Origin of the sequence: Microbacterium gawkjiense (assembly GCF_031932225.1) — a bacterium.
GTDB classification, from domain to species: Bacteria; Actinomycetota; Actinomycetes; order Actinomycetales; family Microbacteriaceae; genus Microbacterium; species Microbacterium gawkjiense.
This window is the reverse complement of record NZ_JAUZVV010000001.1, coordinates 1623375-1646710: the sequence shown is the minus strand read 5'-3', so window position 1 is coordinate 1646710 and position 23336 is coordinate 1623375. Positions and strand designations below refer to the sequence as shown.

Here is a 23336-nt window from a genome sequence, read left to right as displayed (position 1 = left end):
ACGCCCGCTGGCCGCGCCGGGGCCCGGTTCACCTCGCTCGCCGTGCGCCGCTGGTTCGGCTGGTCGGCCGGGCAGACATCGGCGGCGGCTCCCTGGAGCTCGCCGCCGGGGCGCGACGAGCTGCGGAGGTTGCGGCATCCGTCCCCACTGAAGCTCGTCGGCTACCCCGCCGGGGTGGGCGGGCACCGAGCGGATGGTGCTGCCGCGCGTCGCGGGTGCGGTCGTGCTGCACACCGCGATGACCGCGCTGCAAGTCAACGAGCTCGAGGTGTCGCCGTGGGCGCTGCGCGAAGGCGTGCTGCTGCGCTACATCGAGTCGCTCAGCTGGAACGCGCCGGGCGTCTGACCGTCAGGGCGTGACCATGCCGCCGTTGACGTTGAGGGTCTCGCCCGAGACGTAGCTCGACTCCGCCGAGGCGAGGAAGACGAATGCCGGCGCGATCTCGGCGGGCTGTCCGGCGCGCTTGTACTCGTTCTCCTCGTCGAACGCGCGCATCTGCTCGTCCGAGACCCCGTCGCTCACCTGCAGGGCCGTCCACACCGGGCCGGGAGCGACCACGTTGACCCGGATGCCGCGGGGCGCCAGCTGCTGCGCGAGACCTTTCGAGAGGTTGTTGATCGCCGCCTTGGTCGCCGCGTAGTCGAGGCGGTCGGGCGCGGGCTTGTAGGCCTCGAGCGAGGCGGTGCTGATGATGGATGCCCCGGGAGGCATGTGCACGAGGGCGGCCTTGACGATCCAGAAGAAGGCGAAGACGTTGGTCTCGAACGTGGTGCGGAACTGATCGTCGGAGAGGTCCTCGACACGGTCGACGGCGACCTGCTTCCCCGCGTTGCTGACGAGGATGTCGATGCCGCCGAGGAACTCCGCGGCCTCGGCCACGAGTTCACGGCACTGCTCACGGTCACTGATATCGGCGATGATCGCGTGACCGCGGACGCCCGCGTCGGCGATGACCTGCAGGACGTGATCGGCATCCTCCTGCTCGTCGGGCAGGTGCACGATGACGACGTCGGCGCCCTCGCGCGCGAACGCGATCGCCGCCGCCGCGCCGATGCCCGAGTCGCCGCCCGTGACGAGCGCCTTGCGCCCCCGCAGCCGGTCGGAGCCGCGGTACGTGTGCTCGCCCAGGTCGGGGACGGGCGTCATCCGCGCCTGCACGCCGGGCTCCGGCTGGTGCTGCACGGGCGGCTCGACGCGGGCGTAGCGGGTGACGGGGTTGTCGAACGTGTACTGGTCGGTCATGCTCGCCACGGTAGGTCGAGGCGCGGCATCCGTTCTGCCCCTTGCCAGCGGCGGCTTCCGGTGACAGGAGGCCGCGTCGGCTTCGGAGGTTGAGGCCGGAGACGGATCGGCGAGCGGTGTCTGGTCCGAATCCGAGGCAGATCTCCGAATCCGGCGCACCCCGCGGGGATGATCGCACCTCCCCGGCGGGTGCGCAAGCAGGCGAGGAAGGTCGGCCGCGTTCCTAGGGTTGTCCCGTGCCGAGCGCTGCGAACCCCCCTCACGAGTGCACCGTCTTCTTCCTGCCGGGATTGGGATTGGATGCCGCATCCGCCGGCGCCATCGCGGCGGCGGCCGATCCGCGACTCCGCGTCGTGGGCATCGACCTGCTCGATCAAGGGCGCGCGGCATCCGTCGACGACCTGGCCGACACCGCGCTCGAACGGATCGCGGCCGAGGCTGACGGCGGCCCGTTCCTCGTGTGCGGGCACAGCCTGGGAGGCAAGGTCGCCGCCCGTGTCATGGCGCGCGTGCTGGCCGGCACCGAGCAGGTCTTCGGGCTCGCGGGCGCCGTGCTGCTCGCCCCCTCTCCCCCGACGCCCGAACCGATGCCCGACGACAAGCGCGCCGAAATGCTGGCGACCGCGCAGGGTGACCACCTGTCGCGGGAGGATGCCGCGGCCTTCGTCGCCGCGAACGTCACCGCCCCGCTGTCCACCGAGGTGCACGAGGCCGCCGTCGACGCGGTCGTGCGACAGCCGGCATCCGCCTGGCGTGACTGGCTCACCGCGGGCAGCCTCGAGGACGCGACCGGGCTCGTGGGTGTGCTCGACCTGCCCGTCGTGGTGCTGGCGGGCGATGCCGACGAGTCGCTCGGCGCCGACGCGCAGCCCGATCTGATCGCCGACGTCTACCCCCGTGCCCGTGTCGAGCAGATGCCGGGTGTCGGTCATCTGCTGCCCTACGAGACCCCCGAGCGGGTCGCCGCTGTGCTCGCCGAGACGTGGGATGCGATCCGCGCCGCGGCTCCGGTGGTGCCGGCGGAATGGGGGCGCGTCATCGCGTCGACGCGGGTCGACGTCGCCGTGCGTCGAACCCTCGCGCGCCGCGCGATCGCGGACGACCGCGGCCGCGCTGCCCGCTCGCTGAACCCCGCGCAGATTCAGACGCTCCGTGCGCTCGCGTCGCTGCTGGTGCCGCAGGGCGAGGGCGGGACGATCGATCTTGCCACGCGCATCGACGACATGCTCGCCGAGGGCGGCACCGACGGCTGGCGCCCGCTGGGCTCCCCCGCAGACCCGATCGCGTACGCGCGCGGCCTCGACGCGATCGCGGCGGTGTGGCCGACGGGCCTCGCCGAGCAGCGCCACCTGATCGTGAGGCTGATCACTGACGGGATCGCCGCGGACGGACTCGGGGCCGACGGCATCCGCTCGTGGTTCGAGGATGCCCGCAACGATCTGCTGCGCATGTGGCTCGCCCACCCGGCATCCCTTGCGCGCATCGGGTTCGACGGCTTCGCGGTGGGCGGTACGGCGCAACAGCCGGCGGGATGGGCGACCATCGCGGCCGGAGGACGAGAGACGTGGGAGCCGAGCGAGCTCGGCCAGACAGTGGTGGAGGATGCCGCGTGACCGGCGATCATCGCCGGGTGACCGATCACCCGGGCATGCAGAGGTTCGAACTGGACGAGGTCGTCGACGTGGTCGTGGTGGGCACGGGCGCCGGCGGTGCTCCGCTGCTCGCACGGCTGGCGCAGGCGGGGCTGCGGGTCGTGGCGCTCGAGGCGGGGCCGGACTTCGCGCCCGCCGAGTTCACGCCCGACGAGCTGGAGTCCACCAAGATCAATTGGATGTCGGACCGGCTGAGCGGCGGCGCCGACCCGACGGCGTTCGGACCGAACAACAGCGGCTACGGGGTCGGCGGCAGCACGCTGCACTGGGGTGCGTTCACGCCGCGGCCCGATGCCCGCGACCTGCGGCTGCGCTCGGAGACCGGCGAGGGCCGGGACTGGCCGATCGATCACGCCGAGCTGATCCGCTACATCGAGCGGGTGGAGTCCGACATCGGGGTGAGCGGTCCCGCGCACTACCCGTGGGATCCGTCGCGCCGGTACGCCTATCCCCCGGTGCGCCGCAACGGGTCGTCCGACGTGATGATCCGCGGCTGCGACGCACTCGGTATCACCGCGACCGACGGCCCGGCCGCGATCCTCACGCGCGACCGCGATCAGCCGCACTTCGGCGTGCGGTCGGCGACGCTCGACAACGGCGACATCCATCAGGGTGACCGGTTCGGCGCGAAGGCGACGACCGCGAACACGTACCTCCCCGCCGCCGTGGCGGCCGGTGCTGAGGTGCGCCCGGACGCATTCGTCCACGGGATCGAACGGGATGCCGCAGGCCGGGTGACCGCGGTCGTGTACCGCTCGGGCGGGGTCGAGCGGCGGCAGCGGTGCGCCGCGCTCGTGCTGGCGGCGGGCGGCGTGGAGACGCCGCGGCTGCTGCTGCACACCGGGGTCGGCAACGCGAACGGCGTCGTGGGGCGCGGGTTCATGGCGCACGGCGGCGTACAGGTGTGGGGCCGGTTCGACGAGCCGATCCGCGCATACCGGGGCTACCCGTCGTCGATCATCAGCGAGGACTTCGTGCGCCCCGCGGATGCCGACTTCGTGGGCGGATACCTGCTGCAGAGCCTCGGCGTCATGCCGCTGAACTTTGGCACGCAGCTCGTGCGCGGCGCGGGGCTGTGGGGCGAGGAGCTCATGTCGGCGGTCGAGGAGTACCCGTACAGCGCGGGTGTCGGCATGAACGGCGAGTGCCTGCCCGACGACCGCAACGCGCTGACGCTAAGCGACGAACTCGCCGAGGACGGGATGCCGCGCGCCGAGATCTCGTTCTCGCAGGGAGAGAACGAGCGGGCCATCGACCGGCACGGCGTGGCCGTCATGGAGCGCATCCTGCGGGCGGCGGGGGCGCGCAGCACGCGGGTCACGCAGCGCTCGTGCCACACGCTCGGGACCGCGCGCATGAGCGACGACCCCAAGGACGGCGTCGTCGACGCATCCGGTCGTTCCCACGAGGTCGACAACCTCTGGATCTGCGACAACTCGACGTTCCCGAGCGCGCTGACCGCGAACCCGGCACTGACGCAGATGGCCCTATCGCTGCGGACCGCCGACCTCATGCTCGCCGCGCGCTGAGGTCGGCCGGTCGCCGGCGTTCACGGATGCAACAGATCCGACCCGACACGCCGACCCCCGACCGCAGGATGCCGCGCGTCGCCCGGCATCCATTGCATCCGCGAACGGCGGCCTCCCCAGACGCCGATCCACCGGCGTTCACGGATGCAACAGATCCGACCCGACACGCCGACCCCCGACCGCAGGATGCCGCGTGTCGCCCGGCATCCATTGCATCCGCGAACGCGGCAACGCGGCGACACCAGCCCCCAACCCGCAGGGTCCCGTTAACGGCGACGAAATGCATGTGTGCGAATATGACCGCTCTGGGGGAGGAACCTGATGTCAGCTCGCTCGTCGACCCGTCGCCGTCGCAAACGGTCTGCTCCGAAGCCGCCGGGCCTGCCCCGGTGGGCGTATGCCGTGCTCGTCGTGGTCGCTCTCGGCGCGCTCGCGCTGGTCGTCGCGGCGCTGCTCGAGTACTGATCCCCGAGTACTGATCCTCAGCCGACGCGCGACGCCCGAGTCGTCCACCACGGCCGCCGAACCGGCGCGGACGCGACGGCGAGCCCAGGGCTGAGCGGCACCGGCACCTCGAGCACGACGACGTCGTCGCGCTGGTAGATGCGCGACCCGACGCCGAGCACGTCGATGCCGCGCAGCTCGGGACCCACCGCGGGCCGGCGGTCGAGCACTCCGCGCGACCACGTGCGGACGAGCAGCGCACCGTCGACGACGTCGATCGACAGCCACACCTCCTTCGCCTCGGAGTGCTTGATCGCGTTGACGAACCCCTCGTTCACGACGGTCGCGACGCGGCGTGACAGCGCCGGGTCCTGCAGCGCGTCGACCGCCTCGGGCGAGATCTCGCTCGACACCCCGAGCACCGTCCGCCACGTCGCGACGAGCTCGAAGAGGTCCTCGTGCGCTCCCTGCAGGGTTCCCTCGAGCGCGGCCGAATCCGTCTCGGCGATGAACGCGAGGATCGAGTCGAAGGCGGCATCCGTCTCTCGCCGGAACGTCTCAATGTCGTCGGGCGTGAGCTCCCACTCGTCGGCGGCCGCGGCGAGCAGCACGCACCGCCCCTGCACCCGCCCGTGCAGCACGTGCGCCGCGTTCCGCAGCGGGCGGCGGGCCGACGCGGTCTTCGCGGTCAGGGTGCGGGCGACGAGGCTCAGCACCGCTTCGAGGCGATGGGCGCTGTCGGCGGCGCGGGCGATCGCGTCGGTGCACGCGGCGAGCGCGAGCGCGACGAGCGGCAGCGAGATGAGGGGCACGAAGCGGGTCGGGTCGGCCGGTCCGAGGATGACCCACGCGACCACGGTCATCGCGACGCCGGCTGCGAGCCACACGCCGACGAGGATCCGTCCGCGTCGCGCGGGGGCCTTGCCGCGGGCGAGCCACCGGATGACGGCGTCGGCCGCGAGGGTCACCGGCGCACCGGCGAGGATCGCGGCGAGCGCCGCCCACGGTCCGTTCGACTCATAAGCGTACGGCGCGGCGCCGACGAGGAAGACGAAGCCGGTGAGCAGGTACGGCGCGGGGCGGAGCATGGTCAGCGCCGACCGGGACGGCGGCTCGATGACGTGCTCGCCGGTGCCGCCCTCGACGGCGCGCAGGTCGAGCCCGGCGCGTTCCTCGAGACGGTGGCTCGCGGTGCGCACCTCCTCGGAGTACGCGCGGACCGCGGCGAAGTCGATCGTCCCGGCGAGCATCTCGTCGCGGCGGCGACGCAGTCGCGAGACGAGCGGAGCGAGCTCGGCACGGTTCTCGGATTCGAACCGGGCGAGACGCCGGCGACCGGCGGTCAGCGCCGCGATCGCCTCGGTGAGTCGCCGGCGCGAACCGCGGGTGAGCTCGATCGACCGCACCGTCATCGCGATGATCGACAGGCCGGCGAGCCAGACGAACACGTTCGACCCGACGCGCGCTCCGATCCCGTCGAAGTCGGGCACCCCGTCGTACAGCCCGACGTAGATGGCTTCGTTGACGAACGGGCGGATGCCGGCGGCCACCGCGACCGCGGTGAGGACGAGGATGCCGCGGTGCGACGCGCGGCGCAGTCGCCGCTCGGCGAGGGCGACCGGGACGAGCAGCACCGCGAGCGCCGCCCACCCCAGGAATCCGACGGACACGACGTGGGCCACCCCGGCGCCCTCGTCGATGTGCTGGAACGGGGCGAGGACCGTGACCGTGATGAGGATGCTGATCCACAGCGCCGCGGGCGAGAAGAAGGCACCGCTGGTCACGGCATCCCACCACACGTGAGCGCCGAGACCGATGCGTCGCCGAACGACGGGTGCGGGATCTCCCCCGGCCATGTTTCGTCTTTCCCCAGCGGGCCCGGGTCGGCCCGGGCGTCAGTCTAGCGAGGGGTCAGGCGCGGTGCGCGTGGACGTCGGGGGCGATGGGGGCGTGGGGTTGCGGACGCTTCTTGATGCGGGCGCGGACGAAGTCGCCGACGCGACGCGACAGCTTGTGGCTCGGGACCTCGACGATCTTGAAGAACACCCACGACAGCGGGATCGACAGGACGACGCTGACGAGGGCGGCGATGCGCAGGTTCTGGTCGCCGAACAGGTGCGCCATCGAGATCACGACGGGCTCGTGCACGAGGTAGAGGCTGAACGAGATGAGCCCGAACCACTGCATGACGCGGCTCTCGAGGAAGCGGCGGAAGATCGGGACGACGATCGCGGCGATCACGGCGACGACGGCGCCGATGGTGGTGACCGCGTCGAACGGCTTCACGAGGAAGCGGAGCGACTCGAACGGGCGGATGAGCCACGGCGAGACGAGCAGGATCGGTGCGGCGAGGAGGAGCAGCGCCTGCGTGCCGCGGCTCGGCTTCCACGCGCGGATGGTCGGCAGCCACGTGGCGATGACGACGCCGATGAGGAACATCGGCAGGTACACGAGCGCACGGTTGCCGAGGGATGCCGAGACGCCGATGCCGACGATGGCGGCGATCGCGAGGATCCAGTTGTACCGGGCGAACCGGACGCCGAGGAAGACGAAGACGGGCAGCAGGAACGAGAACGCGATCTCCCACTGCAGCGACCAGAGCGGGCTGACGAGGTCGCCGGTGCCGAAGAGCAGGGTCGCGTCGCCCCAGATCGCTTCGGGGCTAACCGGCTTGCTCGTGATGTCGAGCCAGGCGCTTTCCATGCCGCGGTCGCGCGGGATGATCAGCACCCACCCGAGGTAGACGATGATCGCCGCCCACACCGGAAGGTAGAGACGCAGCAGTCGTTGCGGGTAGTAGCCGACCCACGAGAAGTCGCGCCCCTGCTTGAGGACGGGCAGGGTGAGCACGACGCCGCTCAGGACGAAGAAGATGAAGACCGCCCCCGCGCCGTCCCAGAAGATGTGGAGGGGCGTGTAAGCGAGGAGCTCGGGGAGGCCGTTCTGGGCGCGGCCCTCGAGGTAGGGCTCGGCGAACCGGGGGAACGTCAGCATGATGTGGTGCACGAGGACGATGAGCGCGGCGAGTCCGCGCAGACCGTCGAGCGATGTCAGCCGTTTCATGGATCTCCCGAGGCGCCCGCCGACGGCCGTGGAGGGGGGAGATCACGCGTCACGTCGGGGAGAACGTCGAGTGAAGTGTACGTGAACGGGTGTCGCGGGCCCCGGCATCCGTCTGTGAGTCGTCGGATGCGGGGTGGGATGCCGAACGCCCGGGTCCGTGGCGGGCCCGGGCGTTCGGTGGAGGGAGGCTTACTTGAACGCGTCCTTCACGTTCTCGCCGGCCTTCTTGAGGTTGGCCTCGGTCTGGTCCTGGTGGCCTTCGGCTTCGAGGCGCTCGTTGTCGCTCGCCTTGCCGGCAGCTTCCTTGCCCTTGCCCGTGAGGTCCTGTGCGGCGTTCTTGATCTTGTCGTCGAGTCCCATGATCTGGTCCTTCCGTCGATCTTCCCGAGAGCGGTACGTCCCGAGATCAGCAGCGTACGAACCGCCGCCGATTCGAGCGACCCGCTGGCGCTTTCGCGCGAGATGGGTTACGCGGGGTCGGCTAGATCACGCGGTCGTTGCCGCCGTCGACACTGAGGTGGGCGCCGGTGGTGACGGGGAGCATCTCGCAGAACACCCCCACCGCCTCCGCGACCGCCGCACTCGTGACCTCCGCCCCGAGCAGATTGCGGGTGCGGTACTCCTCGACCGACAGCCCGTACTCCGCGGCGCGGGCCGCGAGCAGCTCGGGCGTCCAGATGCTCGTGTCGAAGACGGCGTCGGGCTCCACCTGATTGACGCGGATGCCGTCGGACGCCCACTCCAGCGCCAGCACGCGTGCGAGCTGCGCGGCGGCGGCCTTGCTCGCGGAGTACGCCGCGACACCCGGCCCGGGCGCGGCGACGTTCTTCGTCGACACCAGCACCAGCCGACCACCTCGCGGCGATCGCGCCAGCAGCGCGTGGACGCTCCGCGCCAGACGGGCGACGGCCGTGACGTTGATGCGCAGGGCGCGGTCCCACTCATCGTCCCGCAGGTCGGCGACCGGCGCGCTGGCCGGGAAGATGCCCGCTGCGGCCACGACGATGTCGACTCCCCCGAAGTCGCGGACCGCCGTCTCGACGGCGGCATCGATGATGTAGGCGTCGCTCACGTCGCCGACGACACCGCGCCAGGCGTCGCCGTCGAAGGCGTCGACCACGCCCGGGTTCAGGTCGACCCCGACCACGGCGGCGCCGCGCTGCAGGAGATGGGCGGCGACGGCGCGGCCGATACCCGACGCGGCACCGGTGACGAGGGCCACCTCGCCGGTGAGCGGCGAGCGCTTCTTACCGGTGAGCTTGGCCTGTTCGAGCGACCAGTACTCGATGTCGAAGGTGAGTTCTTCGCTCAATGAGCTGTATCCGCCGAGCCGGTCGGCGGCGTCCACGACGTCGAATGTGTGCAGCGTCACGTCGTGGACGACGCGGAGGTCGCGCACGGTCTCGCCGGCGACGAGCAGCCCCCATTCCCTGTCGAGGACGACCCGCGGGGCGGGGTCCAGCTCCGTCATCCCCTCGATGTGGTGCCGGTGGCGGTCGACATAGGCGCGGTAGCGGGCCGCGTAGCCCTCGACGTCGCGTCCCAGCAGCGGCGACCGCTTCGTGTAGAGGACGTGTTCGGGAGTCGCCGTCCCGCGCGCGGTGGACGCGTCGAGACCGGACCGCGTCGCGACCTCGGCTCCTCGTGCGCTGGCGGACTGGCGCAGGAGCATCGGCCGCCCCGCCGCATCCGACACGGCGCGACGCAGCTCCGCCAGCCCGACGACATCGCCTTCCCGGTCGAGGAGCTCGCCCGGGTCGCCCCACTGCGCCACTCCCGTCGCCGACGCGGCACGGGCGACGAGCTCGCGATGGCGGCGGAGAGCGGCATCCGCGTCGTCGGCGAAGGTGAACAGTCCGTGATTGCGGAGGACGACGGCGTCGACACCCGTGACATCCGTCGAGGCGATCCGCCGCGCCAGCGGGAACCCGGGCATGACGTACGGGAGCACGAGAACCCGCTCACCCAGGATCTCGCCGATTTCGGCGTCGTCGACGTCGCGGTTCGTCAGCGCGACGATGGCGTCGGCGTGCGAATGCAGTACCGCCGTGCCGGGCAGGTACGCGTGCAGCAACGCCTCGATCGAGGCCGTGGGAGCGGATGCGTCGAGGGATGCCTGCCGTAGTTCGTTGACCATCGTCACGTCGTCGAGCTCGTCGAGCCGCAGGAGCTCGTCGAGCCGGGCGCGACGCAGGGGCGCGAAGCCCGCGGCTTCGATCGTGCCGAGGTCCCAGCCACTGCCCTTGACGAGGACGAGGTCCACGTCCGTGCCGGTGACGTCGCGTCCGACGGTCTTGATCGAGGTGTTCCCGCCGCCGTGGAGCACGAACGACGGGTCCGCACCCAGCTCGCGGCTCACGCGGACGATGTCGTCGAGGTCGCGGCGGTGAGCGTCCGAGGTCGCCCTCATGCCGAGACCTCCCACACGGCGCCCATGGCCGACAGCACTCGGTCGAACCGAGCCGCCTGCTCACGGTAGGCGTCGCGGCACGTGCCCGGCGAGACCACGAGCGCGGGGTCTGGCGACACCTGCCACGGCGACATGTCGACACCGATCCCCCGGGCCGCGAGGGATGCGACTCCGCGCGCGCCGAGCTCGGTTCCCAATTGACGGCGCATGGGGTGATCGAGGATGTCCGCGAACATCTGAGCCCATTGCGCGTTCTTGGCGCCTCCGCCTGCCAGCGTCCACGGCCCGCTCGCCACCTCGGCGCCGCACGCGCCGACCTTCTCGATCTGCACCCGGTGGTACTGCGTGACACCCTCGGCGACCGCACGCGCCACGTGCGCGAACGTGTGACTCCCCTTGATCCCGAGGAACGTGCCCGAGGCGCCCAGGTGCTCCGGGGCGCCGTGGATGAACGGCAGGAAGAGGAGGCCGTCGGCGAGGGGCGGCGCCGCGGGGCACGCATCCAGCAGAACGCGGGGCGTCACCGGAAGCGTCGCGCGCGCACCGAGGATGCTCGAGGCCCACTCGATGCTCGCCGCCGACGTCGGGGCGACCTCCATGGCGAGCATGAGCTCGCTGTCGGGCAGCAGCGCGTTGATCGTCACTCGCGGCGGAACGGCGTCCGCGGGCACCACGACGCTGTTGATCGCCCAGGTCCCGACGATGACGGTGACGTCGCCCTTCGCCGTCGATCCCGCACCCAGCGGGCTGGCGACGCAGTCCATGCAGCCGGCGACGACGGGCACGCCCTCGGGCAGCCCTGTGACCGAGCGGGCGGCGGCGGTCACGGTGCCGACGACCGCGTCGGAGGAGTGCAGGGCGGGGAAGATGTCGAGGATGCCGCGGGGCAGGCCGAGCATCTCGACCGCGGCCGGCTCGTACTCGCGCGACCGCAGGTTCACGAGACCGCACCCCGAGGCATCCGACAGATCCGCACTCGGCGATCCGGTGAGGCAGGCGGTCAACCAGTCCTTGCAGGTGAGGGCCCACCGTGCCCGGCCGAGGGTCTCGGGCTCGTTGTCCTGCAGCCACCGCAGCAGCACGGCGGGCTGCGCCGCCCACGGGAGCGATCCGGTCAGCAGACGGACGCGCTCCACCTCGGCCGGCGAGAGCGCAGCGACGATCTGCTCCGCCCGGCTGTCGGTCGACGCGATGGCGGTCCGCACGGGCCGCAGGTCCTCATCGACGAGGTACAGGCCGTTGCCGTGGCCCGTCGCTCCGACACCACTGACGCGCCATCCCTCGCGCTGCAGATGCTCGGTGAGATCCCGCAAGACGTCGGCGACGACGCTCCAGAGCGCGTCCATGTCGATCTCCTGCCGCTCGCGCGACACCGCGACGCGCGGGTTGGGCGACGACACCGTCCTGATCTCGTTGCCCTGCAGATCGAAGGCGGCCGCCTTGGCCGAAGTGAGACCGACGTCGATGCCGATCACGCAGCTGTTCATGATGCTCGTTCTCCCGGGTTCAGAGCGTTCCGGCGGGGACCTGGTCTGCGGCTTCGTCGCCTCGCAGGGCCCGCGGCATGAAACGCCGAGCTGCTTCACGGTAGCGCGCCACCTCGGCGTCGGCGTGCGCCTCGCTCCACCCCGCGTAGGCGACCAGCACGGCGGCGGCGGCCGACGACGCCGCGAGCCCGACGTCGCTCCCGAAAGCGATGACCGTGCGCCGGACGAGGACGTCCTCGAGGGTGAACGCGCCCTCCTCGCGGACGGCGTAGAGGACCTCGGCGGCGATCGCGCCGGTCTCGGGGTCGATCACCTCGGCGAGTGCCGGATCGGATGCGGCCAGTTCCGCGATGGGCCTGGCGAGCGTCCCGTACACCGAGGCGAGCCGCGTGGCGACGGCGGCGGGAAGGGTGCTGCGGTCGGCGAACCGCTTCGTGAAGGTCGCGATGTCGGTGGCCGGGGCGCCGGGGAAGCGCGAGGTGCGGGTGGGCGACGGCTGGTGCCGCAGGCCCAGCGCGTCCTCGACCTTGCGCAGGGTCTGCTCGCCGAGGGCGCGGTGCGTCGTGTACTTGCCGCCGATGATCGTGAAGAGGCCGCGCTCGTCGCCCTCGTGCTCGATGATGTCGCTGTCGCGCGACACGGACGACGGGTCGGTGAGGTCGGCGACGTAGGGCAGGGGCCTCACGCCGGAGTACGACCAGAGGACGTCGTCCGGGGTGAGGGATGCGTCGGGGATGATCGTGTTCGCCGAGCGGAGCAGATAGTCCACCTCGACCTCGTCGATGGCGATGTCGTCGATGGAGCCGTCGTAGGGCAGGTCGGTGGTGCCGATCATGAACCTGCCGTCCCACCAGGGCAGCACGAACATCGGACGCCCGTCCTCGGGCGAGTCGAAGAAGATGCAGGTGTCGGGCGCGCCGGGAAAGGCGTCGACGACGAGATGGCTGCCCTTGGTCGGCCCGATCTTCCGGGGGTGGTCTCCCGCGAGGTCGAGCACGGCGTCGACCCAGGGGCCGGCCGAGTTGATGACGACGGGCGCACGCAGCTCGCGCGTCTCGTGGGTGTGCCGGTCGCGGTAGGTGACCCCGACGACCCGCCTCGCGTCTCGAAGGAGCCCTGTCACGGGCGTGTGCGTGAGGATCGTGGCACCGCGGGCGCTCGCGTCGATCGCGATCTCGACGGCGAACCGCTCCGTCACGGGGACGTGCGCGTCCTGGAACAGGCCGCCCCATTTGACGCCTGCCTTGGCGACCGAGGGCCACTCGCGCCGGAGGCGACGGGAGAAGACGATGCGGTTCAGCGGCAGCTTCTTGCCGAGGGCCAGGACGTCGTGGACGATGAGGCCGCACGACATCAGCCACCCGGGCGTCTTGTTCCACTTCGCGAAAGGAATGAGCATGGGGTACGGCCGGACGAGGTGCGGGGCACTCTGCAGCAGGATGTCGCGCTCGCGGATCGACTCGAACACCAGCGGGATCTCGAATCGCGGCAGGTACTTCAGGCCGCCGTGGATGAGCCGTGTCGAGATCGCGGAGGTTCGCGCCGCGATGTCGTCCTGATCGATCATCACGACGTCGAGTCCACGGGCCGCGATCTCGCGGGTAATGGCGAGTCCGTTGATGCCGGCGCCGATGACGACGACGTCGGCGGTGCGTGGTGCGCTGTGGGTGTGCAGAGTGGGCATGGGTGTCCTCACCGGGCGGGTACGCCCGAGCAGGGATGCGGGCGCCGGGTCGGCGCCCGCATCGGGGTCAGTGCGACAGGGTCTGGAAGAGCTCGAACGCGTCGGCGGGGTTGAGCCCGTCGTGGACGACGCCGCGGACGGCGGCGAGCATGGCGGCCGGGTGCTCGGACTGGAAGACGTTGCGCCCCATGTCGACACCCGCGGCGCCCTCCTGGATCGCCTGGTAGGCGACGCGCAGCGCTTCGCGCTCCTCGACCTTCTTGCCGCCGGCGATGACGATCGGCACGGGGCAGGCGCTCGTGATCGTCTCGAAGCCGTCCTCGACGTAGTAGGTCTTCACGAAGGCGGCGCCGAGCTCGGCGCTGATCCGGGTGGCGAGACGGAAGTAGCGCGCGTCGCGGACCATGTCGCGTCCGACCGCGGTGACGGCCAGCACCGGGATCCCCGCGCCCTGACCCTGGTCGACGAGGGTCGTGAGGTTCTTGATCGACTTCGTCTCGTTTTCACCGCCGACGAACACCTGCACGGCGAGCGCCGCCGCATCCAGCCGCACGGCGTCATCGATGGACACCGCGAGCTCCTCGTCGGAGAGCTCCTTGAGGACGCTGGGGCCGCCCGACGCGCGCAGGACGATGCCCTTGCCGTTCTCGGGCGGGATGGTGGTGCGCAGCGCACCGCGGGTGCACATCAGGGCGTCCGCCTGCGGGACCAGCGGCAGGATCGACCGGTCGAGTCGCTCGAGGCCCGACGTGGGTCCCTGGAAGTAGCCGTGGTCGAAGGCGAGCATGACGGTCTTGCCGTCGGCGGGATCGAACACGCGCGACAGGCGGGCGCGCAGGCCCCAGTCCTGGCCGGCCTGGCCCTTGAGGTGGAATCCGCCTGCGGGTGCGGCGCTTCCGCCGAAGTCGGTGCCGTCGCGGAGGTCGTCGAGGTCAGCCATGGATGGGCTCCTTCTGTGAGGGGGTGGAGGGGGTCGATGTCCGGCTGCGCGTGCTGTCGCGCAGCCGTCGGATGCTGGAGCGGCCGGTTCCCGTCGCCGCCGACGCGACGATCACGACGAGGACGACGAGCACGCCCTTGAGGACGTTCTGCGCCCCGACGGACCAGCCGACGAGGTTCAGCAGGCCCGACAGCAGGACGAAGAAGAGAGCGCCGGTCCACGCCCCGACGGGCACCGGGCGCCCGCCCGAGATGAGGGTTCCGCCGATGACGACGACGGCGATGGAGTCGAGCATGTAGCTGGTCCCGAGGACGGTGCTCGGCGAGATGTACGCGGCGAGCAGGCCGCCGACGAGTCCCGCGAACCCGGCGCTGATGAGGTAGGCCGTCGCGGTGACCAGCGCGACCTTGATGCCCGCGCGCTCCGCGGCTCGCGCACTCTGGCCGACCGCGATGATCGACAGTCCGAGCTGCGTGTGGCGGAGGACGAACCAGGTGAGCACCGTGACGGCCGCGACGATGATCGCGATGACCGGGATGCCGACGACCTTGGCGTTGACGAAGGTGCGCAGCGCCGGGTCGGCGCCGCCGCGGGCGGCATCGGCGAGCAGCAGCGTCGCGCTCGTGACGATGAGGCTGGTCGCGAGGGTCGCGATGATGGGCGGCACGCGGAGCACCAGGATCGCGGCGACCGACACGGCTCCGGCCAGGGCGCCGGCGGCGACGGCGGCGAGCAGTCCGACGACGGGGCCGTGCGTCACGCCGATCGCGACGGACACGTACGACGTCATCGAGATGATCGTCCCCACCGACACGTCGATGTTGCCGGGCCCCAGGGTGATGACGAGCATCTGGCCGAGGGCGACGAGCACCAGGAACGGCGCGAGCGACAGCGCCTGCGTGATCGGGTCGAACGGCGACCCGGGGCGGACGGCGATGATGACGGCCCACACGGCGAGGACGCCGATCAGGGACCAGCCCCAGGCCGGCCAGCTGAAGCGCCGCGCGGCGGGGGCCGCGGGGAGGGTGCGGGTGTCGACTGCGGTCATCGGACGAACCTCTCGGTGATGATGCGACCGGCCAGCACCGCGATGACGATGAGGCCTTGCGCCGCCGACTGCAGGGCGGACGGGAGATTGATGAGGCTCAGCAGCACGGTGATGAGCCCGAGGGTGACGGCGCCGAGCGTCGTCCCGATGGGCAGAGCGCGCCCGCCCGAGAACGTCCCGCCCCCGAGGATGACCGCGGCGATCGTCATGAGGGTGTACTCGCTCGCGGCGTTCACGTCGCCCGACCACGTCTGCGAGGCGAGCAGGAGACCGGCGGCGACCATGAGGACGGCGGCGAGCGCGTAGGCGATGATGCGGGTGCGGGTCAGCGAGACACCGGCCTTCTCGAGCGTCGCGGCCTGCGACCCGAGTGCCCGCATCTGAGCGCCCGCGCGCGAGCGGCGGGTGATGTACCAGCCGGCCAGCGTCGCCAGGACGATGAAGATGACCGGCGCGGGGAACCAGGTCGGTCGCCAGGTCGAGATGACCGACAGCCAGTCCGGCGTCTGACCGCCCGGCGTGGGGCGGATCTGCAGTCCGATGCCGAGCCAGACGAACGACATCCCGAGGGTCACGATGATCGACGGGACCCCGCGCCGCTGGACGACCAGGGCCAGCAGACCGTAGACGACGATGATGCCGACGATCGCGACGACGGCGAGCAGCGGGGCGTCGATGAACAGCGTCGCGGCGATGACGGTGATGAGGCCGACGAGGTACCCCACGCTGAGGTCGATGTCGCCGACGCTCATGATGATCATCTGCGCCTGCGCGGCGAGCACCAGCGGCACCGATGACATCAGCATGAGGGTGAGTCCGGGGATGCTGAGGATGCCGGGCTGCAGGCTCGCGGTGATCGCGAAGATCACGGCGAGGGTGACCAGCGCGAGCAGCGCGGGCGAGCCGTTGATCGCGCTCCCCCGCAGCCGGGTGGTCGTCGTCGGGAACGAGGCGGACCGTTGTCCTGCCGGTGCCGTGGTCATCGCGCGATCTCCTCGATGCGGTCGTCGGTGCCGAACGAGTCGGCGATGATGCGGTCCTCGGTGATCTCGTCGCCGCGCAGCTCGCTGACGATGCGGCCGGATCGGAAGACGTATACGCGGTCGCAGTGGGCCATCTCGCTGTTCTCGGTCGAGTACCAGATGACCGAGCGGCCGCGGGACGCCTCCACGCGCATGAGGGCGTAGAGCTCGTTCTTCGTGGTCACGTCGACGCCGCGGAACGGGTCGTCGAGCAGCACGAGGGCGGCGTCCGTCGCGAAGGCGCGGGCGACCAGGACCTTCTGCTGGTTGCCGCCGGACAGGGCGGTGATGGGCGAGCGTGCCCCGCCCTTGATGTTCAGCCGCTGCACCCACTCCCCCGCGAGCGCGCTCTTGCGACCGGATCGCACGACACCCGCGGTGGAGAGCTGTCGGGCGGATGCCACCGTGAGGTTCTCCGCGACGCTCCACAGCGGGAAGATCCCGCTCGTCTGCCGATCGCCGGGGACGTAGGCGCGGCGCTTGGCGACCGTCGCGCCCCGGCTGTTAGCCCACAGTCGTCGCAGCGCGGCATCCTGCCCGTGGCCGGCCAGGCCCGCGAGACCGACGACCTCACCGGGGCGGACGTGCAGCTCGACGCCCAGATCGTCGAGTCGGGCGAGTGTGCCTTCGGCGCGCACGTCGGGGCGCGGCGCGCTCGTCACCCGGCGGACGGTGCTCGTGTCGGCGTGGACGTCGCCGCCCATCGTCGCCAGCAGGGCGTCCTCGCTCGTGACAGCCGCGCCGGTCACCTCGACGATGCGACCGTCCTTCATGACGGCGATCCGGTCGGCGTTGGCGAGGACCTCCTGCATGCGGTGCGAGATGAGCACCATGCTCACGCCCCGCGCGGTGAGCGAGCGGAGGTGGGCGTAGAGCTGGCGGGTCGCGTCCACGCTCAGCGACTCGGTCGGCTCGTCGAGGATGAGCACCGACAGGTCGTCGGTGCAGAGGGCGCGCGCGATCTCGAGCATCTGGCGCTGCGCCATGCTGAGGTCGACGACCCGGCGGACGATGTCGATGCCGTGCCCCGGGAAGACGTCGTCGAGCGTCTGCGCGACCCGGCGCTCGGCGGCGCGCCGCCACCGCCAGCCTCGCGCCGCGGCATCCGACAGTGCGATGTTCTCGGCGACCGTGAGGTCAGGGCAGAGCGCGAGCTCCTGGTAGACCATGCGGACGCCCGCGGCAGCGGCGGTGCGCTGATTCCACGGGCCGGGGGTGCGCCAGGTCACCGATCCCTGATCGGGGGCCTCGCGGCCGGCGAGCACGCGCATGAGCGTGCTCTTGCCGGCACCGTTGTGGCCGACCAGTCCGAGGATCTCCCCTGCTCCGACGGTGATGTCGATGCCCGTCAACGCGGCGGTCTTGCCGTATCGCTTCGACACGTTGGTGGCGGTCAGCAGCGGCGGCGCGGCGGCGCTGTGTCCGGGCGTGTGCATCGCAGAGGTCATGGGAGTGTTCCTTCGAACCGGTCGGCCGGACGGGTTACTTCTTGAGCGCGGGGGCTTCGACGGGCTCGCCGGCGGCGATCGCTTCGAGAGCAGCCGTGATGGATGCCTCGTCCCACGCGTTGGCGGCGTACTCGTCGGTGCCGAGCGCGTCGACCCAGTAGTCGAGATCCGCCTGCGCGACCTGCACGAGCGGCAGGACGACCTCGTTCGGCACGTCTTCTCCGCGCTCCTTGGCAAGGGCGACGTAGACCGCGGCGACGACCTGACCGGGGTCGGTCAGTGCGGCGAAGGAGCCGTTGTCGAGCCCGCTCTCCTGCCAGAACTTGAGCGACTTGCCGTCGGTGTCGAAGACGACGACCGGGGCCTCGCGCCCGGCGGACTCGAAGGCCTGCACGACGCCCATGCCGCCGATGCAGCCGGGCACGGCCGCGATCTCGGGCAGGGAGCCGAGAACGCCGACGATCTCCTTCTGCGCGGTGGCGGAATCGCAGAAGCCGTTGACCTCGGCCGCGACCTTCACGTCGGGGTAGTCCTCGAGGATCTCGAGCTGCCGGGCGTGGAAGGCCTCTTCCGGCTGCGAGCCGACGACGCCGCGGTTGATGACGATGTCGCCCTTGCCGTCGATCGCATCGAGCGCGGGCTGCAGGGAGTCGGCGCCCCACTGGCCGTAGTCGTTGCGCACGACGGTGCCGCAGCTGGTGTCCATGTCGGCGTCGAGGATGATCACGTTGATGCCCGCGGTGCAGGCCTCTTCGATCACCGGCTGGAGCGCGCTGGACGAGGCGGGGATGACCATCAGCACGTCCGGGTTCTGGAGCATGAGGCTGCGGATCTGGGATGCCTGCTCCGTCGCACTGTTCTCACCGGGCGCGTTGACGACGGAGTAGTCCGAGACGACGCCGTCCGCCTTCAGCTTGTCGGCTTCGGTTTCGAACTTGTCGATCAGGGTCAGTCGCCACCCGTTCACGAACCCGTTCGACAGGGCGATCTTCAGACCCTTGGGCTCGCCGCCGCCGGCCGAGCCGGCGGGTTCGGCCGGGGCCGCGCAGCCGGCGAGGATCACTGCTGCAGCTGCGGTGGCCGCCGCGGCGGTCAGGGTGCGCCGCATCTTCGGGACCTTCATCTGTTGCCTCCACTGTTCGCGTCTTCGCGAGTCGGGCACTCGCTCATTGAGTGCGCGGATCAGAACATGTCACAACCAACCTGTCATTACAAGTTGGTAGTGACTAAGGTAGGGAGCACACCCCCGCGATGTCAATTGGGAGGTTGATACGCTCGACGCCGAGTCGCGGGGCGAAGGAGAACAGATGCCGACACGTTCGATGAACGGCGCGCTCGACCGCGACGCGGACGAGCCGCTCTGGCAACAGCTCGCGCGCCGCCTGCGGAGCGAGATCGACGACGGCGTTCTCCGCCCCGATCAGGCTTTGCCTTCGGAGTCCGAACTCATCGATCGATACGGTGTCTCACGCACGGTGGTCCGGGAGGCCCTCGGCGAACTGGTGCGGGGCGGACTGATCTACAAGGTCCGCGCACGCGGCTCCTTCGTGTCGCCGCAGCGGCCGGAGCTCAAGTTCGTCGGCGCCGTCACGGGGTCATCGGACGACCTCGCCCCGACCGGTCGCCATATCTCGACCCGCGTCCTGGACTTCTCGACGGGCGAGGCCGACGAACGCGAAGCAGAGCACCTGAAGATCGACGTCGGGGACCCGGTCGTGCGCCTGCGGCGGCTGCGCAGCGTCGACGAGACGCCGTGGCTGCTGGTGCAGACGGTCCTGCCCGCGGAGCGATTCCCGACCCTTTCGCCGACCCAGCTTGAGAACGCGTCGCTCTATGCGCTCCTCCGCCGCCGGTTCGGCGTCGAGCCGAGTGGTGCAGATCGCTGGATCTCCGCGGTGATCCCCGACCGCGCAGACGCTGAGCTGCTCGAGCTGGCTCCCGGCAAGCCGGTGCTCGCGATCGAGTCGGTTGCGTGGGATGCCGACGGTGTGCCGTTCGAGCTGTATCACGCCCTGCACCGCAGCGAGGAGTCTCGGTTCTACGTCGGCATTCGCTGAGGTGCCGTGGGGGTCGGCGCGTCATGGTCGACCGGGCCCGGCTTGTCAACGCCCCGGGAGTCGGCGGCGCCCCGACCTATCGTGGCGGGGTGGGAGAAGAAGTCGAGAACCAGGAGATCACGGGAGCCGACCGCTCCCTTCATCGCGAGAAGATCCGTCGCAACCTCGACGTCTTCGAACGGATGCTGCGCGAGTCGCGCTTCGACACGGATGACCCGATGACGGGTCTCGAACTCGAGTTGAACCTCGTTGACGCCGTCGGCGACCCGGCGATGCGGAACGAGCAGGTGCTGCGGGCGATCGCGGACCCGGCGTTCGTGACGGAGCTGGGGCGTTTCAACGTGGAGATCAACGTCCCGCCGGCGAAGCTGCGCGAGGGCGGGCTGACGACGTTCGAGGAGGGTCTGCGCGAGCGGCTGAACGAGGCCGAGGCGCGGTCGGAGGACCTGGGTGCGCATCTGGTGATGATCGGCATCCTGCCGACGCTCGCGGAGCGGCATCTGAGCCGGAGCACGTTGAGCGCGGATTCGCGGTACGACCTATTGAACGAGCAGGTGCTCGATGCGCGCGGCGAGGATCTGGCGATCTCGATCGCGGGGCCGGATCGGCTCGAGACGACGGCCGACTCCATCGTGCCCGAGGCGGCATGCACGAGCACGCAGTTCCATGTGCAGACGTCGCCGGCGCAGTTCGCGGCGTATTGGAACGCATCGCAGGCGATCGCGGGGGCGCAGCTGGCGGTGGCGGCGAACTCGCCGTATCTGCTGGGGCGGGAGCTGTGGCGGGAGTCCCGCATCCCGCTGTTCGAGCAGGCGACCGACACGCGCAGCGAGGAGTTGAAGGCGCAGGGGGTGCGTCCGCGGGTGTGGTTCGGCGAGCGCTGGATCACGTCGGTGTTCGACCTGTTCGAGGAGAACGTGCGGTATTTCCCGGCGCTGCTGCCGATCGTCGACGATGAGGATCCGTTGGAGGTGCTCGAGGCGGGCGGTGTGCCGTCGCTGGCGGAGCTGAAGCTGCACAACGGGACGGTGTATCGGTGGAACCGTCCGGTGTACGACGTGGCCGATGGGATGCCGCATCTTCGCGTCGAGAATCGGATCCTCGCGGCGGGGCCGACGGTGGCGGACACGGTCGCGAACGCGGCGTTCTACTTCGGTCTGGTGCGTTCGCTCGCGGAAGATGAGCGGCCGGTGTGGTCGCGGATGCCGTTCGCGACGGCGCGCGAGAGCTTCCTCTCGGCGGCGCGAGACGGCATCGACGCGCGGCTGTCGTGGCCGGGTGTGGGCCACGTGCCGGCGACCGAGTTGGTGCGCGACACGCTGCTGCCGCTCGCCGCCGAGGGCCTGGACGCGTGGGGCGTGTCGGCTGCGGAGCGCGACCGGTATCTCGGGATCATCGAGGGGCGCTGCGCGACGAAGACGAACGGTGCGGAGTGGTTCGCGAAGCGGATGCGGGCCCGCACCGGCATGGAACGTGCCGACGCCCTGCGCGCCACCCTTCTGGAGTACCGCGAGGCGATGCACACGAACGAGCCGGTCCACACCTGGTCCTGACCCGCGCCGCCCCCTGCAGCCGCGCCTCGCACGTAGCCGTACCCGCGTCGCACCCGGCAGACGCAGCCCGCATGTAGCCCGCGCGCACCCGCGCCCCATACCTTCACCGCGCCACACGCGCGCCCCGCACGTAGCCGTACCCACGCCGCCCCCTGCAGCCGCACCCCGCACGTAGCCGTACCCGCGCCGCATCCCGGGCCCCCGCACCCGCGCCGCCCCGTCACGACGCCCGCGCGTGCACCCCGGCGGTCCGCCATCCGGCACGATCGGGCGGCGGATCCCACAGCCACCGCAGCGGCGATTTCGATCGGAGCGGCACGGGCTCCCGCCCGCTGCCGGGCGGAGCGTGCAGCACGAACCCGGCCTCGACCCGCTCGATGCGCCACCCGTTGTTGTGCAGGAGCAGGTGATGGAACCGGCAGAGGAGCACGCCCTCGTCGGTGTCGGTCCTCCCACCCTCGGACCACGGCACGCTGTGGTGCGCTTCGCAGTACGACGGCGGTCGTTCGCATCCGGGCCAGAGGCATCCCCCGTCGCGGGCGGCGAGCGCGACCCGCTGCGCGCGGGTGAACAGTCGCTCGTCGCGTCCGACGGCGAGGGGTGTGCCGGCGGCATCCACCTCGATGCGGATGCGGCCGCCGGTGCAGTGGGCGCGGTCGACGACCGAGCCGGGCAGGGCTGAGCCGCCGTCCTCGACGATCCCGGTCGCTCCGTGACGCCCGAGGCCGTCGCGGGGCGCCTCGGTGACGATGACGCGCACGCCGGGCTCACGTGCCCCGAACACGTCTTTCGCGGTGGCGAGCGCACCCGCGCGGAGGACGTCGACGAGCACGTCGTACGAGAGTTGCTCGTTCGATCTCGCGTCGTCGACGAGGGCGGCGGCCTCGGCACGTTCGGCGTCGGTCATGAACCTCGGCCCGCCGCGGCGGGGGCGGAGGGCGGCGTCGAGGACGCTCCGCATCCACGGCCCCATCTCGTCGTCGAAGACCATCGAGCCTCGTGAGAACCCCTCGCCGTCGGTCCAGAGCCGGAACGACCTGCGCTCGAAGCGCCGCGCGAACCGCTCCTCGGCTCCGGCGGGGTCGAGCATGTCGCGCAGCGTGCGCGCCTGCGCGGTCAGTTGTTCCACCGACCACTGGTCGGCCTCGCCGGCGAGCCGTTCGGCTCCCCTGGCCCACGCCGCTGCACAACCGAGCGTCGGCGGGTCGCCGAGCCCGGTCAGAATCGCCCCGTACTGCGCCGACGACAGCGCCCCGTCGTAGAGGAGCCGATCGAGCGCGCCGTGCCACCCGGCATCCCCCGAGCCCATCAGCGCCTCCCCCACTCGCACGGCGCGCGTCGCCTCGGCGCGTGTGATGCCGGTGGTCGCCTGGATCATCTCGACCGGGGTGCGATGCCCGGTCTCGGCACTGAGCCCACCGCTCCCCCGCTCGCGGCTCGATCGCTGCGCCGCCACTCCGGCGAGCACCGCCTGCAGCACACCGATCTCGCGCGCCACCCGCCCCGCGTGGGCGATGAGCGTCCGGACCGTGTCGTCATCGAGCCGACCGACGGATGCCGCGAGGTCAGACGCATCCACGTCGAGCGCATCGAGGGCGGTGAGGCCCTCGACACTCTCTCGAAGCGACGTCGCGAATGGCATATCTGTACGATGCCACACACCTCCGATATTCGAACGCGCGTTCCCCAATCTGTGGATAACCGACCGGCCCGCCGTCGTGTAGGAGCGTTCGGAATCGTCCGGGTTCCGCATTCC

Annotated in this window: 19 protein-coding genes; 6 read left to right on the top strand and 13 right to left on the bottom strand. The window is 71.1% G+C overall.

The genetic code is table 11. From position 1 onward, the window contains the following. The first annotated feature begins 193 nt into the window (after positions 1-193). Positions 194-346 carry a Ppx/GppA phosphatase family protein gene (locus Q9S71_RS15115; protein ID WP_422880338.1) on the top strand — a complete coding sequence of 51 codons (153 nt, stop codon included), beginning with the start codon at positions 194-196 and terminating at the stop codon, positions 344-346. Between the two features lie 3 nt (positions 347-349). Here Q9S71_RS15115 and Q9S71_RS07915 read toward each other — a convergent pair whose 3' ends face one another. Then, a complete protein-coding gene (locus tag Q9S71_RS07915) occupies positions 350-1243 on the bottom strand; it encodes an SDR family oxidoreductase (protein WP_311861588.1) in 894 nt (297 codons plus the stop codon). Between the two features lie 236 nt (positions 1244-1479). Between Q9S71_RS07915 and Q9S71_RS07910 the strand changes: the two genes are divergently transcribed. The 3 genes from Q9S71_RS07910 (at position 1480) to Q9S71_RS07900 (ending at position 4889) form a co-directional block, all read left to right on the top strand. After that, positions 1480-2856: an alpha/beta fold hydrolase gene (locus Q9S71_RS07910; protein WP_311861584.1), complete on the top strand. Its 1377-nt coding sequence runs from the start codon at positions 1480-1482 to the stop codon at positions 2854-2856. Between the two features lie 17 nt (positions 2857-2873). Further along, positions 2874-4424, top strand: a complete 1551-nt coding sequence (locus Q9S71_RS07905; RefSeq protein ID WP_311861581.1) for a GMC family oxidoreductase — start codon at positions 2874-2876, stop codon at positions 4422-4424. A 321-nt stretch (positions 4425-4745) separates the two neighbouring features. Further along, on the top strand, positions 4746-4889 hold the full coding sequence (locus Q9S71_RS07900; RefSeq protein WP_197471646.1) for a hypothetical protein: 144 nt from the start codon (positions 4746-4748) through the stop codon (positions 4887-4889). A gap of 17 nt (positions 4890-4906) precedes the next feature. Here Q9S71_RS07900 and Q9S71_RS07895 read toward each other — a convergent pair whose 3' ends face one another. From Q9S71_RS07895 to Q9S71_RS07845, 11 genes are all read right to left on the bottom strand, one after another. Then, positions 4907-6724, bottom strand: coding sequence for a sensor histidine kinase (locus Q9S71_RS07895; protein WP_311861579.1), 1818 nt, complete (start codon positions 6722-6724; stop codon positions 4907-4909). Between the two features lie 55 nt (positions 6725-6779). Further along, on the bottom strand, positions 6780-7931 hold the full coding sequence (locus Q9S71_RS07890) for an acyltransferase family protein (protein WP_311861577.1): 1152 nt from the start codon (positions 7929-7931) through the stop codon (positions 6780-6782). Positions 7932-8120: 189 nt separating this feature from the next. Next, positions 8121-8291 carry a CsbD family protein gene (locus Q9S71_RS07885; RefSeq protein ID WP_064003284.1) on the bottom strand — a complete coding sequence of 57 codons (171 nt, stop codon included), beginning with the start codon at positions 8289-8291 and terminating at the stop codon, positions 8121-8123. A gap of 121 nt (positions 8292-8412) precedes the next feature. Further along, positions 8413-10341: an SDR family NAD(P)-dependent oxidoreductase gene (locus Q9S71_RS07880; RefSeq protein WP_311861574.1), complete on the bottom strand. Its 1929-nt coding sequence runs from the start codon at positions 10339-10341 to the stop codon at positions 8413-8415. Beyond that, a complete protein-coding gene (locus Q9S71_RS07875) occupies positions 10338-11828 on the bottom strand; it encodes an FGGY-family carbohydrate kinase (protein WP_311861573.1) in 1491 nt (496 codons plus the stop codon). Before Q9S71_RS07875 ends, Q9S71_RS07880 begins: the two co-directional genes overlap by 4 nt. 19 nt (positions 11829-11847) lie before the next feature. Beyond that, complete coding sequence (locus Q9S71_RS07870; RefSeq protein WP_311861570.1) at positions 11848-13512, bottom strand: glycerol-3-phosphate dehydrogenase/oxidase; 1665 nt, start codon at positions 13510-13512, stop codon at positions 11848-11850. Positions 13513-13579: 67 nt separating this feature from the next. After that, entirely contained in the window at positions 13580-14452 is an 873-nt protein-coding gene (gene lsrF, locus Q9S71_RS07865; RefSeq protein ID WP_311861569.1) for a 3-hydroxy-5-phosphonooxypentane-2,4-dione thiolase, read from the bottom strand. Next, positions 14445-15500: an ABC transporter permease gene (locus Q9S71_RS07860; protein WP_311861568.1), complete on the bottom strand. Its 1056-nt coding sequence runs from the start codon at positions 15498-15500 to the stop codon at positions 14445-14447. Before Q9S71_RS07860 ends, lsrF begins: the two co-directional genes overlap by 8 nt. Beyond that, positions 15497-16483, bottom strand: coding sequence for an ABC transporter permease (locus Q9S71_RS07855; protein ID WP_311861567.1), 987 nt, complete (start codon positions 16481-16483; stop codon positions 15497-15499). Before Q9S71_RS07855 ends, Q9S71_RS07860 begins: the two co-directional genes overlap by 4 nt. Then, positions 16480-17970 carry a sugar ABC transporter ATP-binding protein gene (locus tag Q9S71_RS07850; RefSeq protein ID WP_311861565.1) on the bottom strand — a complete coding sequence of 497 codons (1491 nt, stop codon included), beginning with the start codon at positions 17968-17970 and terminating at the stop codon, positions 16480-16482. Before Q9S71_RS07850 ends, Q9S71_RS07855 begins: the two co-directional genes overlap by 4 nt. Before the next feature lie 34 nt (positions 17971-18004). Further along, positions 18005-19093, bottom strand: a complete 1089-nt coding sequence (locus Q9S71_RS07845; protein ID WP_311861564.1) for a substrate-binding domain-containing protein — start codon at positions 19091-19093, stop codon at positions 18005-18007. 184 nt (positions 19094-19277) lie between these two features. On the opposite strand from Q9S71_RS07845, the gene Q9S71_RS07840 reads away from it, so the two are divergent. Both Q9S71_RS07840 and Q9S71_RS07835 read left to right on the top strand, forming a co-directional pair. Further along, complete coding sequence (locus Q9S71_RS07840) at positions 19278-20027, top strand: GntR family transcriptional regulator (RefSeq protein ID WP_311861563.1); 750 nt, start codon at positions 19278-19280, stop codon at positions 20025-20027. Between the two features lie 89 nt (positions 20028-20116). Beyond that, entirely contained in the window at positions 20117-21580 is a 1464-nt protein-coding gene (locus Q9S71_RS07835) for a glutamate-cysteine ligase family protein (protein WP_311861562.1), read from the top strand. Positions 21581-21800: 220 nt separating this feature from the next. On the opposite strand, the gene Q9S71_RS07830 is transcribed toward Q9S71_RS07835, so the two are convergent. Then, complete coding sequence (locus Q9S71_RS07830) at positions 21801-23222, bottom strand: HNH endonuclease signature motif containing protein (RefSeq protein ID WP_311861561.1); 1422 nt, start codon at positions 23220-23222, stop codon at positions 21801-21803. Positions 23223-23336 lie beyond the last annotated feature (114 nt).